We start from the raw sequence: 16,067 nt of genomic DNA, 5'->3' as shown, positions 1-16,067 counted from the left end.
AGCGGCTACTTCGCCTTCTTCTTCTTTGTCGAATTCGTCCCAGCTCAGCATGACGTGTCGTCTCCTGCGTGAGGGCTCAAAGGTGCCCGTGTGAAACCGGATGGTTGGGTGTTCACACGGCCCTAGGGCCGCGGTGGATCTTAAGGAATCGTTTGTTGCAACAGCTCGCGCAGGCAAATAAACGGAATCAGGTTACGGGTGCTGCATGAGGCTTGAGGGGCGTAGCGATGCGTGCTTGCTGCAGCGCAGGCTCAAGGTCTGGCTCTTTATCCCTGTGTAAAGGGATATTGCAGGCCCGATTTACCCGCGCATTATAGGGAAAAAATTGGGTTTGTGTTGCGGCGGATGGTCACTTGGGAGCGCCAAAATGACGTGGTTTTCGGCCAAAGCGAGTGTTTGCAAGGCTTTACAGGGGGTGGGGGGTTTTGACGGGCGGGGATGTTTTTTTTGGGGCAGGGGAAGCGGGCGTAAAAAGAGTGGTCGTGGCTGAAATCGCCATCGCAGGCAAGCCAGCTCCCACAGTTGATGTGCAGTGTATTCAAGGGCGGGTTCTTGGCCGCAAGAACGATTTCTTGCGGCAATTAAGAATCCAACTTCAGAAGTTGTTAGCCGTTAGAGCAACCATTGCCCATCACTTGATAGTTAAGAATATGCCGCTGGCCTTGCGAATCTTCATATTCCATCTTCGCCGGTACAACTTCGCAGACTTCTGGAATGCTGCTCATGGACAAGACTTTGGCCACATCCAAGTGTGTGCTGTAGGTGTAGTCCTCAACGATCGGGGCGTTCTGGCCGGCCAGTTCAGTCGGGGCTTCGTCAGCCAGGGCGGCGGTGGCGCACAGGCTGCTCAGAGCCATCACTAATAACGCTTTCATTGCTTCATTACCTTCTTCAGGGCGAAAGGGGGCACGGGGCCCTTGTGAGGCCGCGTGTGTCACTTGAAAGTTGGGAAGTTCGGATTAACGTTGCCTTCGTGGGGGCTGTTGCGTTGTTAATCAGAGTGCCTTGTTGGCGGAGTTGATTTTAGGCGCCTCGGTTATATTCATATACCCGTGGTTTTGATAAACACTTTTGGCGGTTTTTGTAACAATCCCTCGATTAAGATTTTTTCAGAAAGCTGCCAAGCGCCGCAGCACGCGGGCCAGAGCGGTGAAACGGCATAGCAGGGCAATTTGTAGGGTCTTGTTACTACCATCGTCGAATGGTTCTATAGGCCCACCCCGGCTACAACAGGGGCCATACAACAACAACTATGTCACCGAGGTAAGAAAGATGAGTGCGGCTTCCCTGTACCCCGTTCGCCCCGAAGTAGCAGCCAACACGCTGACCGACGAGGCGACCTACAAGGCCATGTACCAGCAGTCGGTGGTCAACCCCGATGGCTTCTGGCGTGAGCAAGCCAAACGCCTTGACTGGGTCAAGCCTTTCACCGCGGTCAAGCAGACCTCTTTCGACGACCACCATGTCGACATCAAATGGTTCGCCGATGGCACCCTGAACGTTTCCTACAATTGCCTGGACCGTCACCTCGCCGAACGTGGCGACCAGATCGCAATCATCTGGGAGGGCGATGACCCTGCCGAGAGCCGCAATATCACCTACCGCGAGTTGCATGAAGAAGTCTGCAAGTTCGCCAACGCCCTGCGCGGCCAGGATGTGCATCGCGGCGACGTGGTGACTATCTATATGCCGATGATCCCCGAAGCCGTGGTCGCCATGCTGGCCTGTACCCGCATTGGCGCGATCCATTCGGTGGTGTTTGGCGGTTTCTCGCCGGAAGCCCTGGCCGGTCGCATCATCGACTGTAAGTCGAAAGTGGTGATTACCGCAGACGAAGGCATCCGTGCCGGTAAGAAGATTCCGCTGAAGGCTAACGTCGACGACGCACTGACCAACCCGGAAACCAGCAGCATCCAGAAGGTGATCGTGTGCAAGCGCACCAATGGCGCGATCAAGTGGAACCAGCATCGCGACATCTGGTACGAAGACCTGATGAAAGTGGCGGGCACCGTCTGCGCGCCCAAAGAGATGGGCGCCGAAGAAGCGCTGTTCATCCTCTATACCTCCGGCTCTACCGGCAAGCCTAAGGGCGTGCAGCACACCACCGGTGGCTACCTGCTCTACGCGGCCCTGACCCATGAGCGCGTATTCGACTACCGCCCGGGCGAAATCTACTGGTGCACCGCCGACGTCGGCTGGGTCACTGGCCACACCTACATCGTCTACGGCCCGCTGGCCAATGGCGCGACCACGCTGCTGTTCGAAGGCGTGCCGAACTACCCGGACATCACCCGCGTGGCGAAGATCGTCGACAAGCACAAGGTCAACATCCTCTACACCGCACCGACCGCCATCCGCGCCATGATGGCCTCCGGCACCGCCGCCTGCGAAGGCGCCGACGGCAGCAGCCTGCGCCTGCTGGGTTCGGTGGGCGAGCCGATCAACCCGGAAGCCTGGGACTGGTACTACAAGAACGTCGGCCAATCCCGCTGCCCGATCGTCGATACCTGGTGGCAGACCGAAACCGGCGCCACGCTGATGAGCCCACTGCCGGGCGCCCATGCGTTGAAGCCGGGTTCGGCGGCACGGCCGTTCTTCGGGGTGGTGCCGGCGCTGGTGGATAACCTGGGCAACATCATCGAAGGCGCCGCCGAAGGCAACCTGGTGATTCTGGATTCCTGGCCAGGCCAGGCGCGTACCCTGTACGGCGACCATGACCGTTTTGTCGACACCTACTTCAAGACCTTCCGCGGCATGTACTTCACCGGTGACGGCGCACGTCGCGATGAGGACGGCTACTGGTGGATCACGGGCCGTGTGGATGACGTGTTGAACGTGTCCGGCCACCGCATGGGCACCGCCGAGATCGAGAGCGCCATGGTTGCCCACCCGAAAGTCGCCGAGGCGGCGGTGGTGGGCGTGCCCCACGACATCAAGGGGCAGGGCATCTATGTGTATGTCACCCTGAAAAATGGCGAAGAGCCCAATGAAGCGCTGCGCCTGGAGCTGAAAAACTGGGTGCGCAAGGAAATCGGGCCGATTGCCTCGCCGGATGTAATCCAGTGGGCGCCAGGGCTGCCGAAAACGCGCTCGGGGAAAATCATGCGGCGCATTTTGCGCAAGATCGCCACGGCTGAATACGATGGCTTGGGGGATATCTCCACCCTGGCAGATCCAAGCGTGGTGGCGCATTTGATCGAAACGCACAAGACCATGAACGTCGCGTAAGCGGGGTAGGTGGGACAGAGCCCCATTCGGTGGAAGCCGGATGGGGCTTTTTTTGGGGGCTCAGAAGCACCGAGGTTCAATGTGGGAGCTGGCTTGCCTGCGATAGCTATTTATCAGTTAGCCCATCTTTGGCTGATACACCGTTATCGCAGGCAAGCCAGCTCCCACAAAGGGGTGTGGGTGGCGGTCTGACAGAGCCGCATCACAACCAAACCAATAAATATCGGTTTTCCCCGTAGGACGTTTCTGAATGTTACCGACCCGCTCAAATGTGTAACCGCCCGCACAAACCTGGGGCGATGGACCACGCCTACGCCCCGAAAAACCGCGTTCTAGACACCCTGAAAAATAAGATTAAACGCCAGACTTGCCGTGCTAGAAGGGTTTGCGAATAATAGGCCCGCAATTTGCAGCATCATCAGGTTTAATATCTTTTGTCTCTGCATAAAATTCAGAGGCTGTCAATGAGCTGGAACCGCTTTCTCAGTGCTTCTGTAAATTGTTGTCGCATTGAGGAAATATCGGCTTCCGGCCTGTCGTTAGAATGCCGATCACTCGCTCGTCGTCGCAGGTGTCGCCCGCGCAGGACGCAGCACCGCTATTCGGTTACACCTTCGCCGCATCGTGGGCCATGGCTCATACTGCTGTTTTTGCCCTATACCGATGGAGTCCCAAGATGAAGAAACTCGTGCTGTTGGGCGCCCTGGCGCTGTCCGTGCTGTCCATGCAGGCTTTCGCCGAAGGCAAGCCGCTGAAAATTGGTATCGAAGCGGCTTACCCTCCGTTTGCCTCGAAGGCGCCGGATGGCAGCATCGTCGGTTTTGACTACGACATCGGCAACGCCCTGTGCAAGCAGATGGACGTCAAGTGCACCTGGGTCGAGCAGGAATTCGATGGTCTGATCCCGGCACTCAAAGTGCGCAAGATCGACGCGATCCTGTCGTCCATGTCTATCACTGACGACCGCAAGAAATCCGTGGACTTCACCACCCGCTACTACCTGTCCCCAGCGCGCCTGGTGATGAAGGAAGGCACCACCGTCAGCGACGGCTTGGATGAGCTCAAAGGCAAGACGATCGGTGTGCAGCGCGGTTCGATCCACGACCGTTTCGCCCGTGAAGTCCTGGCGCCAAAAGGCGCGAATATCAAGGGCTACAGCACCCAGAACGAAATCTACCTGGATGTGGCCGCCGGTCGTCTCGACGGTACCGTGGCTGACGCCACCCTGCTGCAAGACGGTTTCCTGAAAACCGACGCCGGCAAAGGCTACGCGTTTGTAGGCCCATCGTTCACCGAAGCCAAATACTTCGGTGACGGTATCGGCATCGCAGTGCGCAAAGGCGACAAGGAAAACCTTGAGCGCATCAATGCGGCCATCGCTGCGATCCGTGCCAACGGCGAATACAAGAAAATCCAGGACAAGTACTTCGACTTCGATATTTACGGCGCTGACGCCAAGTAACTCATCGCAGCTGTCCGTCCGAAATGGCGCAAGCAACAGTCATCCTGAAGTTTGCGCCATTTTTTCATCCCCCTTTTCGAGGACCTGAATCATGTTGAAAGGCTACGGGGCCGTCATCCTCGATGGCGCATGGTTGACGCTTCAGCTCGCCTTGTCGTCCATGGCCTTGGCCATTGTTCTGGGTCTGATCGGGGTCGCGCTACGCCTGTCGCCGGTACGCTGGCTGGCTTGGCTGGGCGACCTGTACTCCACGGTGATCCGCGGGATCCCCGACCTGGTGCTGATCCTGCTGATTTTCTACGGCGGTCAGGACTTGCTCAACCGCGTCGCGCCCTTGCTGGGCTTTGACGACTATATCGACTTGAACCCCCTGGCCGCCGGTATCGGCACCCTGGGTTTCATCTTTGGCGCCTACCTGTCGGAAACTTTCCGTGGCGCCTTCATGGCCATTCCCAAGGGCCAGGCTGAAGCCGGCCTGGCGTATGGCATGAGCAGCTTCCAGGTGTTTTTCCGGGTGATGGTGCCGCAGATGATTCGGCTGGCGATCCCTGGTTTTACCAACAACTGGCTGGTATTGACCAAGGCCACCGCGCTGATTTCGGTGGTAGGTCTGCAAGACATGATGTTCAAGGCCAAGCAGGCGGCAGACGCCACCCGCGAGCCTTTTACCTTCTTCCTCGCAGTGGCGGCGATGTACCTGGTGATCACCAGCGTGTCGTTGCTGGCCTTGCGTTACCTTGAGAAGCGCTACTCGGTAGGCGTAAGGGCGGCTGATCTATGATCTTCGACTACAACGTCATCTGGGAGGCCATGCCGCTGTACCTTGGCGGCTTGCTGACCACCCTGAAACTGCTCGCCATCTCGCTGTTCTTCGGCCTGCTCGCCGCCTTGCCCCTGGGCTTGATGCGGGTGTCCAAGCAGCCTGTCGTCAACGGCGTGGCCTGGCTCTATACCTATGTGATCCGCGGCACGCCGATGCTGGTGCAGTTGTTTTTGATCTACTACGGCCTGGCGCAGTTCGAAGTGGTGCGCGAGAGCTTCCTGTGGCCGCTGCTGTCCAGTGCCACGTTCTGTGCGTGCCTGGCGTTTGCCATCAACACCAGCGCCTACACCGCCGAGATCATCGCCGGCAGCCTCAAGGCCACGCCAAACGGTGAGATCGAAGCGGCCAAGGCCATGGGCATGTCGCGCTACAAGCTGTACCGCCGCATCCTGTTGCCGTCGGCCCTGCGCCGTGCGCTGCCGCAGTACAGCAACGAAGTGATCATGATGCTGCAGACCACCAGCCTGGCCTCCATCGTCACGCTGATCGACATCACCGGTGCCGCGCGCACGGTGAACGCCCAGTACTACTTGCCGTTCGAAGCCTATATCACCGCCGGCGTGTTCTACCTGTGCCTGACCTTCATCCTGGTGCGCCTGTTCAAGTTGGCCGAGCGCCGCTGGCTGAGCTACCTGGCTCCACGGAAGCACTGATATGGAACGTATCGATCATCTGCTGCCCTGGGGGCACCTGGGCTGCGAGCGCCAGCTGAGCGTGTTTCGTTTCGGCAGCGGCGAGCGCAAGGCCTATATCCAGGCCAGCCTGCACGCCGATGAATTGCCTGGCATGCGCGCCGCCTGGGAACTGAAAAAGCGCCTTGTGGCGCTGGAACAGCAAGGCGCCCTCAACGGCGTGATCGAGTTGGTGCCCGTCGCCAACCCGATGGGCCTCGGCCAGTTGTTGCAGGGCAGCCACCAGGGGCGATTCGAAGTCGGCAGCGGCAAGAATTTCAACCGCGATTTTGTCGAGCTGAGCGAGCCGGTGGCCGAGTTGCTGCAAGGCAAGCTGGGTGATGACCCGCACGCCAATGTGCGCCTGATCCGCCAGGCCATGAGCGATGCGCTCGACGCCTTGCCCGAACCGAGCAGCCAGTTGCAAGGCATGCAACGCGTCCTGCTGAGCCACGCCTGCACCGCCGATGTGGTGCTTGACCTGCATTGCGATGCTGAGGCAGCGCTGCATATGTACGCGCTGCCCCAGCATTGGCCGCAGTGGCGTTCGTTGTCGGCACATTTGAATGTGAAGGTCGGCCTGCTGGCGGAAGATTCCGGCGGCAGTTCATTTGACGAAGCGTGCTCGTTGCCATGGCTGCGTTTGTCGCGCATGTTCCCCGAGGCGCAGATTCCGCTGGCCTGTCTGGCGACGACCTTGGAGCTGGGCGGCCAGGCTGATACCGGCCGTGATCAAGCGATCTTCCACGCCGAAGGCATCCTGGCCTTTCTCGCCGAGCAGGGCCTGATCAAAGGCCAATGGCCGGCGCCGCAGTTTGAGCCGTGCGAAGGCGTGCCGTTCGAAGGCACCGAGTTGTTGTTCGCGCCCCACGCCGGGGTGATCAGTTACCTGCGTAAAGCTGGCGACTGGGTAGAAGCCGGCGATGAGATTTTTGAAGTGATTGACCCCCTCACCGACCGCGTAAGCACTATTTGCGCGGGCACCTCGGGGGTGTTGTTTGCCGTTGAACGGCTACGTTATGCCCAAGCGGGTTTCTGGCTGGCCAAGGTGGCGGGGCGCGAAGCGCTGCGCTGCGGGCGCTTGCTCAACGACTGACCACCTGTTTTTGTGAGAACCGACCGCATGTACAAGCTTGAAGTCCAAGACCTGCATAAACGCTATGGCAGTCATGAAGTGCTCAAAGGGGTATCCCTGGCCGCCGCCGCCGGTGATGTGATCAGCATCATCGGCTCCAGCGGTTCGGGCAAAAGTACCTTTTTGCGCTGCATCAACCTGCTCGAGCAACCCCACGCAGGCAAGATTCTGCTCAATAACGAAGAGCTCAAACTGGTCGCCAACAAAGACGGCGCCATGAAGGCCGCCGACCCCAAGCAGTTGCAGCGCATGCGTTCGCGCCTGTCCATGGTGTTCCAGCATTTCAACCTGTGGTCGCACATGACCGCGCTTGAAAACGTGATGGAAGCCCCGGTGCACGTGCTGGGCGTATCGAAGAAAGAAGCGCGTGAAAAGGCTGAGCACTATCTGGCCAAGGTCGGCGTGGGCCATCGTAAGGATGCGTTCCCCGGCCATATGTCCGGCGGTGAGCAGCAGCGCGTGGCGATTGCCCGCGCCCTGGCGATGGAACCGGAGGTAATGTTGTTCGACGAACCGACCTCGGCACTCGACCCGGAGCTGGTAGGCGAAGTACTCAAGGTGATGCAGGACCTGGCCCAGGAAGGCCGCACCATGGTGGTGGTGACCCACGAAATGGGCTTTGCCCGCGAAGTGTCGAACCAACTGGTGTTTTTGCACAAAGGCGTGGTTGAAGAGCGTGGCAACCCGCGGGAAGTGCTGGTGAACCCGCAGTCGGAGCGTTTGCAGCAGTTTCTCTCTGGCAGTTTGAAATAATCAAGGTGGCCACCCACCCCCTGTAGGAGCGAGCTTGCTCGCGAAGATCGTCAACGATAACGCGGCAAGCTTGATACCCCGTGGCGTTCTCAGGTTTTTCGCGAGCAAGCTCGCTCCTACAGGGGGGCAGGCCTTCATTGTTTTTGAGATTTGTGTTGGTTTACGGGCTAGCATTGGCCCACAGCTTCTTTCACTGTTTTCGCTCCGGATAGCACTCCATGACCGCCCACAAAATTGGTTTCCTGATTTGGCCCAGCACAAAAGCCCTTACGCTTGCGCTGGCTGAGGAGGCCTTGCGCGTTGCCCAGCGGGTGCATCCGGATGTGATCTACGAGCTGTCGTTTTTGCTCGCCGAACCCGCCGTCGAAGGTGCCTGGCAACTGCCGGGTGAGCCGTGGGCCGGTAAGCTGGAAGGCTTTCAGAAGCTGTTCCTGTTGGCCGACGAACCGCCGACGGTCATCGCTTCGCCACTGAGTTCCGCGCTCAAGCAGCTTGTTCGGGCGGGGTGTGTAATCGGCGGCTTGTCGGCGGGTGTGTACCCGCTGGCCCAACTGGGCCTGCTCGATGGCTACCGCGCCGCCGTGCACTGGCGCTGGCAGGACGATTTCGCCGAGCGGTTCCCCAAGGTCATTGCCACCAGCCACTTGTTCGACTGGGACCGTGATCGCCTCACTGCCTGCGGCGGCATGTCGGTACTCGACCTGCTGCTGGCGGTATTGGCCCGTGACCACGGTGCGGAGCTGGCCGGTGCGGTGTCCGAAGAGTTGGTGGTGGAGCGCATCCGCGAAGGCGGCGAGCGCCAGCGTATTCCATTGCAAAACCGCCTGGGTTCCAGCCATCCGAAGCTGACCCAGGCGGTTTTGTTGATGGAGGCCAATATCGAAGAACCGCTGACCACCGACGAAATCGCCCAGCACGTGTGCGTCTCACGACGACAGCTTGAACGGATCTTCAAGCAATACCTCAACCGCGTCCCCAGCCAGTACTACCTGGAATTGCGCCTGAACAAGGCTCGCCAGATGTTGATGCAAACCAGCAAGTCGATCATCCAGATCGGCCTGTCGTGCGGCTTCTCCTCGGGGCCGCACTTCTCCAGCGCCTACCGCAATTTCTTCGGCGCCACCCCTCGCGAAGACCGTAACCAGCGGCGCAGCAGCAGCCCGTTCGAGTTATCGTCGGTGCCCTCCGAGCGCGGTTGAGCGGCGCTCAGGGTTCGTTGTCTGTTTCGGATGAAGTCGCAGAGCTTGAGCCAGCGTCGTCTGGCGCCGGTTGCCTGGCTTGCGCGACGTCGAAATCCACCGCCGTGCGGTTGTAATAGCGACGCAGCGTGGCAAGCGCCTCGGGTGAGAAGGGGTTGTCGCTCAGATCAAAGCCTGCCGCTGCGTCCGGGTCCACTTCAATCAGGTCGGTGGGCAACTCGGTGATACGGTTATCGCTCAGGTTCAGTTGGGTGAGTGACGTCAGGTTGAATACGCCGCGCGGCACTTCAGTAAGCCCGGCGTTTTCCATCATCAAGGTCTCCAGGCCGGACATGTTGCTGACATCGGGGGTCAGCCCCAGTGGGTTATCGCCCAGGTCCAGGTAGTTCAGGTCGTGCAGGTCGCTCAACGCGGCGACACTTTCGGGGGTCAGCCGCAGTTGGCATTGCGTCAAGCTGAGCGTAGTGAGCTTGGGCAGCTTGAAGACGGCAGCGGGTATGTCTTTCAGGGCATAGCGGTCAATCAGCAGGCTCTCCAGGTTGGGGAAGCGTTCCAGAAAACCTTCGGGTATCGAGGTGGTTTCTTGCGCCCTCAGTTCTAGCTTGGAAACGTGCTTGAAATCCACATTCAGTTTCGGCAGGTCGCCCAACAGTGGCAACGTCAGGACCATTTGATGGGTTTGGGCCAGCGTGTCATGACTGAAGTCCAGGTCGCTCTCGCGTCGCCACACTTGCTCCAGCAGGCCTCTTATTTCCCCGCGCATGAGCTGCTGCTGTGCGCGAACCTGTTCATCCATGGGCACATCCGTGAACGGGTAGCGCGCGGGCACATCCGCCACCCATTCTTGCAGGTCGGCCTGCAGGCGTTCGTAGTCGGCCTTGAGGCGCACCAGTGTCGCCATTGAATCGTCCAGCCCGCCTGGCAACCTGAAGATAAATTGATGGGTCTCGTAGGTGCTATAGGTCGGGTAAAGCGCGTGAGCCAGGCGCACCTCGGCTGGGTTGGCGTCGGCGCCAAAGTGTTCACCGGTGTTCTGGCAGTAGGTTTTTATCCGTTCAAGCGTCGTGCGTGAGAGTGGGTTGCCGGAAAGGTCGAAGGCCCTGGCGGCGCCGGCGGGCAGGGAAAACAGGGCGTCGGGCAGTCTGCGCAGGAGGTTGTTGCTGAGGTTGGCGCTGACCAGCCGAGGTCGACTGAGCAGGCCGGAGGGGAAGACGGAAATCCCGCAGTGGGCCAGGTTGAGCGTACGCAGGTTGGCCATGTTTTCCAGATTGGGCGCCAGCGCCAGCGGGTTGTTGGACAGGTCCAGGATGTGCAGCTCGGCCAGGTTGGCCAGGGCTGCACGGCTTGGGGTGGTGAGGTTGAGTTCGCAATTGCGCAATACCAGAGCATTGAGGCGAGTTAAAGCGCTGACCTCCTCGGGCAGTGTTCTGAGGGCGATGTCGCTGATAGCCAGCCGGCGTAGCCCGGGAAAGCGCCCCAGGAAGGCCGGCGTGCCACGGGTGGTCAGGTAGCCCAGCAACTCCAGGCTGGTGATGTGCCCGAAGCTGGCCTCCAGTGTCGGCAGTTCGCCGTAAATGGGTTGGTTGAGTTGCAACAGGTGCCCGTTATCAAACGCGGCGTCCCGGGGTGTGTCGTGGCGCCAGGCGCTGATCAGCCGTTGCGCCCAGAGCCGACGATTCTGCTGTTCAGAAGCAATTCGCCAGCGGCTCAGGGGTAGGTCAGTGCCCACAAGGGTTTGTGGCACGTTCTGCTGCCAGGCTCTGAGGCTGGCGTCCAACTGCGAGAACTCGTTCTTCAGGAATTGAAGGGTACCCAATGGCGTACCGGGGTCGTTGTGCATGGCAGCGAGTACGGCGGTCAGCTCGTTGGGGCTCAGTTGCGGGTACAACTCGTGTAGCCGCGCCTCAAGCGAGGCAGCGCCGCTGCTGCCACCGGCAGTGGATGGGCTGGCATCGTAACCTTCCATGCCGCCGGGCAGGCGCATCAGGGTGGGGTCGTAGGAGGGTTTGAGCAGCGGCACTTCGGCCAGCAGAGGGCCAAGCTCGTCACGTGCCAGCGCATGTTGACGCAGGGTTTCTCGCAGGTGCGTACCTTGGCCGATCTGCATATTCAGTGCGTCGCGCTGCGCATCGGGCAGCGCCTGGAGCACGGCGGTGTAGAAGTCGGTTTCGCCAAGCAGGGTGCCCTTGCTGTCTTCGGGAATGTAATCACCCTCGATGGTGCGCACCAACAGGCGTCGGATGGGCGCCTGGGCAGGGCCGATGGCATCGTGCAACTGGCCGGTGCGCTTGAAGTCGCGCACTTCCAGGCGCACCTGGGGCGACCAGCCCGGCAGTTTTTCCAGGGAGTGCAGGGCGAGTCGGTGGGTGTCGCCGCTCTCCAGCGCGCTCATGTACAAGCCTTCATACGCCCGGCTGATTCTGACCTGATGGGCTGCCCAGCGTGCACGTTCGACCAGGTGCGAAGGCAGTGTGCCCTGGTCGATGTCGAGCAGATCCTGGCCGCTGGCGCCGCGCAGCACTTCCTCGGCCGCGCTGACCGGCAGGCCGGGCGTGCTGTCGATGACCTTCTGAACGCGCGCATCGGTGGTCAGCTCCAGGCCTCGGTAGCGTGAGTCGAACATCGAAGCGCGTTTATCCGCGGCTCTGCGTGCCAGCTGTTTGCGCAGCTTGGCGGCGCGCACATGCAATTGGGTGGTGGGGGTGCCAAAGTCTTCTTCCAGCAAAGTCTTGCGCTCTGGCTCGTCGAGGGTTTCCAGCAGGGTCTTGAGCAGGTCGCCGTTGTTCATCTGCGCTTCATGGATTTGCGCCACTGCCGCATTTTCCCGGCCTGGGTGTTCCCATACCGTTTCGCCTTTGGCGTTTAGAAAACGCAGGGTCTTGGTTTCGGGCCACAGGCCGGTCTGGCTGAGCAGCCAGAGTTGGGTCTGCGTGTCGGCTTTTCGATAAACCTGCGGGTCATCGCTGTTCATCTGGTCGATGAAGTCTTGCAGTTGCTGGTCGATGTGAATGCGCTTGATGCTGTCGGCCAGTAACGGCGGTGGCGGCTGGCGGTCCATGTAGAGTTTGCGCAGGGCGCCATCGTCGGTGCTGCTGATACGCTGTGCCTGTTCCAGGCCGGTTTCGCTGAGGCTCTCGGCGGGCGGGCCGAGGCGGCGCAGCAAGGTGCTGCGGTCCCAGGTCAGCGGGCGATCCAGTGGGGTCAACCAGGCACCCTTGCCATTACCGATAATGGGCGGTTGGTAGGCATGCATGTGGCTTGGGTGCACCAGCACGGTGTTGTCCGCTTGTTGCTTGACGGCGAAGTGTTGCCCATCGAGGGGCAGGATTTGTTTGTCCGCGTAGGTATGCAATCCATCGGTCTGGGGGCGTGAGGCGGCGGGCAACTGAAGGTCGTGGGCGTAGGGGCTCAGGTCCGGGTTCCACAGGCGCGTTTTGCCGTCGTGCGAGGTGACCGGGTGCAGGCGCTCGAAAAACGCCCAGACTTCCCGAGGCAGTGCCTGGCGTAGCAGCCCTTCGGCAATCGGTGCGCCGACCGCGAACATACCCAATTGCACCATTTGCTCCAGGATCGACATCAGGTGCCCGAACGCCTGGCGCTTGAGGCCTTCAGCCCAGTCGACGATGCCTTCGAACACGTCGTCGAGCAGTTGATAGGCGGTGTAGCCAAGCATCAGCAGGCCCAGGGGGGGAATGAACGGCGTGGCGATGAAGGCGACGATTTCGAGCAGGGTTTTGCCGATTTTTGCCACGACGTCCCAACGTTGCCAGCGTGCCTTGCTGTCGGCGTCGGCGGTGGACACGGCAATATTGCGCGCGTCATTGAGCAGCCTGCTGAGTTTGCTTTCATAGAGGTGTTCGTACAGCTCGCCCGTGATTTTCGTCGCGTGCAATTGCAGCTTGGGGTTGGCCACCGGTTCAGCGCGCCAGGTCGGCCTGGGGTCGCCGGGGATGGGGGAGTGCCAGGTTATCTGGGACAAGCGGTTATTGAGGTTGGCAAAGAAGTAGGCGCGGTGTTCGTGGCTGATAAAGCGGCTGAAGAACGCTTGGTAATCGGCGTCGCGCAATTTGCGGGTCAGGTCTTGAATGAAGGCAATGCCGTCGCGGTAATACTTGAGCGGTGCCTGCGGATCGCCGGGGATGTACGCCACCACGGGCACTGCGCTGTGGTGCAGTTCCAGGTCGGCGGCGAACAGCACAATGCCGGCCAGCGGCGCGTCCATCAGGCTCAGGTCGTGGCTGAGCAAGGTCTTGCCTTCCAGTGTCAGGCTGCTGATGCCTTTGAGCTGGGCCTGGAGCGTGCGCAGTACGGCTTCGCTGCCGTCCTTTTTCAGGCGCGCCAGGTGCACGGCGGCTTGTGCCTCGGCCTTCAGGCTTTCGATGACGGTACTGCGCAGCGCGCTCTTGCGGGTGGCGTCCTGGAAACCGAAAAATGTCTTGAGGTAGGCCTGGTATTGCGTGCCGATGTCCAGTTCACGGCAGAGCCGGATGAAGGCCTGGATGCTGACTTTGCTGTTTACTGAGGGCAGGGTGTCGAATTGCCCGGTGGCAGAGGGTTGGGTGATGAAGCTGGAGTCTGCGGTGTAGGCCGCTTTCTTGCTTTCTGCTGCATCAAAGTTGTGCAGCGCGGCATCCACCAGCGACACGGTCCAGGCTTTGACGCCGCCGGTTTCTATGGGGAACAGTGGGATCGTCAGGGGCGCATACAGGCGCAGATGGGTGGTGCTGACATCGATGTCCACGCCCCAGCGGGTCTTGAGCGCCTGTTGCAAAAGCGGTGCGGCGAAGGCCTGCGGTGTCTTGAGGTCGGCCAGTGCCGCGTCTACTTTGCTTTGCGCGGTCCAACTCTGCTCCACCGCCTGCTTGAGGGGCGCGTGTTGCTGGCGGCTGGCGTCGGCCTGCCAGTCGGCGACATCCAGTGGCGCAGTTTTCAACGTTTGGCGCTTGTCATCCGAGGCGTTTGCCAGCCAGGCCGGCAGGCGTGTGTGAAACCCGGCAGGCACTTGGGTGGCGGCGACTGCGAGGCGTTGGCTGATTGTCGTGGGCACGGGGCTGATCCTTCAGTGGGGGTGAGTCACTGTCATCACAGCAAGCCTGATGGGTTCGCGGGCAGCAGATAGTTAAGGCATTAGGCGAAAATCAGCGGGCCGTGCCTCTGCCTCTCACTGAGCGCAGCGTTTACACTGCGCCATTGCGACGCAATATGTCGCATTGCCGTAAACCCGCGTAAAACCGGGGTTGGCGCTATAAGAAGTTGTCGCTTGGCGACAAGGTGGCGCTGAAAACTGTCCTTACAATCCCTGCATCGCTTGCCAGTTCCAGGCAGGCGTTCCTCTTCAGGAGACTCCGATGTCCGTTGAGCAAGCCCCGGTGCAACGTGCCGATTTCGACCAAGTGATGGTGCCCAACTACGCACCTGCTGCCTTTATCCCCGTGCGCGGCGCAGGCTCGCGCGTATGGGACCAGGCCGGTCGCGAGCTGATCGACTTTGCCGGCGGCATCGCGGTCAACGTATTGGGCCATGCGCACCCGGCGCTGGTCGGTGCACTGACCGAACAGGCCAACACGCTGTGGCATGTTTCGAACGTGTTCACCAACGAGCCGGCCTTGCGCCTGGCCCACAAGCTGATCGATGCCACCTTTGCCGAGCGCGTGTTCTTCTGCAACTCCGGCGCCGAAGCCAACGAGGCCGCCTTCAAGCTGGCCCGTCGCGTGGCGTTCGACCGTTTTGGCAGCGAGAAGTACGAGATCATTGCCGCGCTGAACAGCTTCCACGGCCGTACCCTGTTCACCGTCAACGTCGGTGGCCAGTCGAAGTACTCCGATGGTTTCGGGCCTAAAATCACCGGCATCACCCACGTTCCTTATAACGACCTGGCTGCGCTGAAAGCGGCGGTGACCGATAAGACCTGCGCCGTGGTGCTGGAACCGATCCAGGGCGAAGGCGGTGTACTGCCGGCCGAGTTGGCTTACCTGCAAGGCGCTCGCGAACTGTGCGACGCTCACGACGCACTGCTGGTATTTGACGAAGTGCAAACCGGCATGGGCCGCACCGGCCACCTGTTTGCCTACCAGCACTACGGCGTGACGCCCGACATCCTCACCAGCGCCAAGAGCCTGGGCGGCGGTTTCCCGATTGCGGCGATGCTGACCCGTGAAGACTTGGCCAAGCACCTGGTGGTCGGCACCCACGGCACCACCTACGGCGGCAACCCGCTGGCGTGCGCGGTAGCGGAAGCGGTGATCGACGTGATCAACACCCCAGAAGTGCTGGCGGGTGTGAATGCCAAGCACGACCTGTTCAAGGCGCGCCTGGAGCAGATCGGCAAGCAGTACGGCATCTTCACTCAGGTTCGCGGCATGGGCTTGTTGATCGGTTGCGTACTCAGTGATGCCTTCAAAGGCAAGGCCAAGGACGTGTTCAACGCGGCCGAAAAAGAGAACTTGATGATCCTGCAAGCCGGCCCCGACGTGGTGCGTTTTGCGCCGAGCCTGGTGGTGGAAGAGGCGGACATCAATGAAGGCCTGGATCGTTTTGAGCGTGCTGTGAAGACGTTGACGCAAGCCTGATAGACCGTTCGGTGCCTGGCGATCCCGGTACCGAGCACAAATTTTGTATGCCGGACCCTTGGTTGGAGCTGTGGAAGATCAAATGTGGGAGCGGGCTTGCTCGCGAAAGCAGTGGTTCAGTCACCTGAAATGTTGAATGACACCCTGCATTCGCGCGCAAGCCCGCTCCCACACTTGACCTCACTGTTTTCAACGGTGTGTTTGGCTTTTTTTTCTGTGAGTTTTCG

10 protein-coding genes are annotated in these 16,067 nt (G+C 60.3%); 8 read left to right on the top strand and 2 right to left on the bottom strand.

Annotation, left to right across the window (positions count from 1 at the left end; genetic code table 11):
* Nucleotides 1-605 precede the first annotated feature (605 nt).
* Nucleotides 606-875: a DUF2790 domain-containing protein gene (locus A7K61_RS20230; RefSeq protein ID WP_003193635.1), complete on the bottom strand. Its 270-nt coding sequence runs from the start codon at nt 873-875 to the stop codon at nt 606-608.
* Between the two features lie 397 nt (nt 876-1,272).
* Between A7K61_RS20230 and acs the strand changes: the two genes are divergently transcribed.
* From acs to argR, 7 genes are all read left to right on the top strand, one after another.
* The gene (gene acs / locus A7K61_RS20225) at nt 1,273-3,228 is read left to right on the top strand and encodes an acetate--CoA ligase (protein WP_005790645.1); all 1,956 of its coding nucleotides are present in this window, start codon (nt 1,273-1,275) and stop codon (nt 3,226-3,228) included.
* A 676-nt stretch (nt 3,229-3,904) separates the two neighbouring features.
* Nucleotides 3,905-4,690: an ABC transporter substrate-binding protein gene (locus A7K61_RS20220; RefSeq protein WP_047711612.1), complete on the top strand. Its 786-nt coding sequence runs from the start codon at nt 3,905-3,907 to the stop codon at nt 4,688-4,690.
* Nucleotides 4,691-4,781: 91 nt separating this feature from the next.
* A complete protein-coding gene (locus A7K61_RS20215; protein WP_003193627.1) occupies nt 4,782-5,471 on the top strand; it encodes an ABC transporter permease in 690 nt (229 codons plus the stop codon).
* Nucleotides 5,468-6,166: an ABC transporter permease gene (locus A7K61_RS20210; protein ID WP_005790641.1), complete on the top strand. Its 699-nt coding sequence runs from the start codon at nt 5,468-5,470 to the stop codon at nt 6,164-6,166. The genes A7K61_RS20215 and A7K61_RS20210 overlap by 4 nt, the downstream gene beginning before the upstream one ends.
* A 1-nt stretch (nt 6,167) precedes the next feature.
* Nucleotides 6,168-7,280 carry a succinylglutamate desuccinylase/aspartoacylase family protein gene (locus A7K61_RS20205; RefSeq protein WP_069558215.1) on the top strand — a complete coding sequence of 371 codons (1,113 nt, stop codon included), beginning with the start codon at nt 6,168-6,170 and terminating at the stop codon, nt 7,278-7,280.
* A gap of 27 nt (nt 7,281-7,307) precedes the next feature.
* Nucleotides 7,308-8,072: an ABC transporter ATP-binding protein gene (locus A7K61_RS20200; protein ID WP_003193620.1), complete on the top strand. Its 765-nt coding sequence runs from the start codon at nt 7,308-7,310 to the stop codon at nt 8,070-8,072.
* A gap of 218 nt (nt 8,073-8,290) precedes the next feature.
* Nucleotides 8,291-9,271, top strand: a complete 981-nt coding sequence (argR, locus tag A7K61_RS20195; protein WP_014719597.1) for a transcriptional regulator ArgR — start codon at nt 8,291-8,293, stop codon at nt 9,269-9,271.
* Between the two features lie 7 nt (nt 9,272-9,278).
* Here the strand turns inward: argR and A7K61_RS20190 are convergent, their stop codons facing one another.
* Entirely contained in the window at nt 9,279-14,318 is a 5,040-nt protein-coding gene (locus A7K61_RS20190) for a dermonecrotic toxin domain-containing protein (protein ID WP_256557963.1), read from the bottom strand.
* Between the two features lie 301 nt (nt 14,319-14,619).
* On the opposite strand from A7K61_RS20190, the gene A7K61_RS20185 reads away from it, so the two are divergent.
* The gene (locus A7K61_RS20185; protein ID WP_003193615.1) at nt 14,620-15,840 is read left to right on the top strand and encodes an aspartate aminotransferase family protein; all 1,221 of its coding nucleotides are present in this window, start codon (nt 14,620-14,622) and stop codon (nt 15,838-15,840) included.
* The last annotated feature ends 227 nt before the right edge of the window (nt 15,841-16,067 follow it).

It is taken from the genome of Pseudomonas sp. AP42 (assembly GCF_001728935.1).
GTDB classification, from domain to species: Bacteria; Pseudomonadota; Gammaproteobacteria; order Pseudomonadales; family Pseudomonadaceae; genus Aquipseudomonas; species Aquipseudomonas lactis.
The sequence above is the reverse complement of the archived record's forward strand: the minus strand, read 5'-3'. Positions and strand labels throughout refer to the sequence as shown.

Bases quoted from the DNA above. Each gene is read 5' to 3' on its own strand.
- A7K61_RS20210 (WP_005790641.1), top strand. From the start codon at position 5,468: ATGATCTTCGACTACAACGTCATCTGGGAGGCCATGCCGCTGTACCTT.
- acs (WP_005790645.1), top strand. From the start codon at position 1,273: ATGAGTGCGGCTTCCCTGTACCCCGTTCGCCCCGAAGTAGCAGCCAAC.
- A7K61_RS20230 (WP_003193635.1), bottom strand. From the start codon at position 875: ATGAAAGCGTTATTAGTGATGGCTCTGAGCAGCCTGTGCGCCACCGCC.
- A7K61_RS20215 (WP_003193627.1), top strand. From the start codon at position 4,782: ATGTTGAAAGGCTACGGGGCCGTCATCCTCGATGGCGCATGGTTGACG.
- A7K61_RS20205 (WP_069558215.1), top strand. From the start codon at position 6,168: ATGGAACGTATCGATCATCTGCTGCCCTGGGGGCACCTGGGCTGCGAG.
- A7K61_RS20220 (WP_047711612.1), top strand. From the start codon at position 3,905: ATGAAGAAACTCGTGCTGTTGGGCGCCCTGGCGCTGTCCGTGCTGTCC.
- argR (WP_014719597.1), top strand. From the start codon at position 8,291: ATGACCGCCCACAAAATTGGTTTCCTGATTTGGCCCAGCACAAAAGCC.
- A7K61_RS20200 (WP_003193620.1), top strand. From the start codon at position 7,308: ATGTACAAGCTTGAAGTCCAAGACCTGCATAAACGCTATGGCAGTCAT.
- A7K61_RS20185 (WP_003193615.1), top strand. From the start codon at position 14,620: ATGTCCGTTGAGCAAGCCCCGGTGCAACGTGCCGATTTCGACCAAGTG.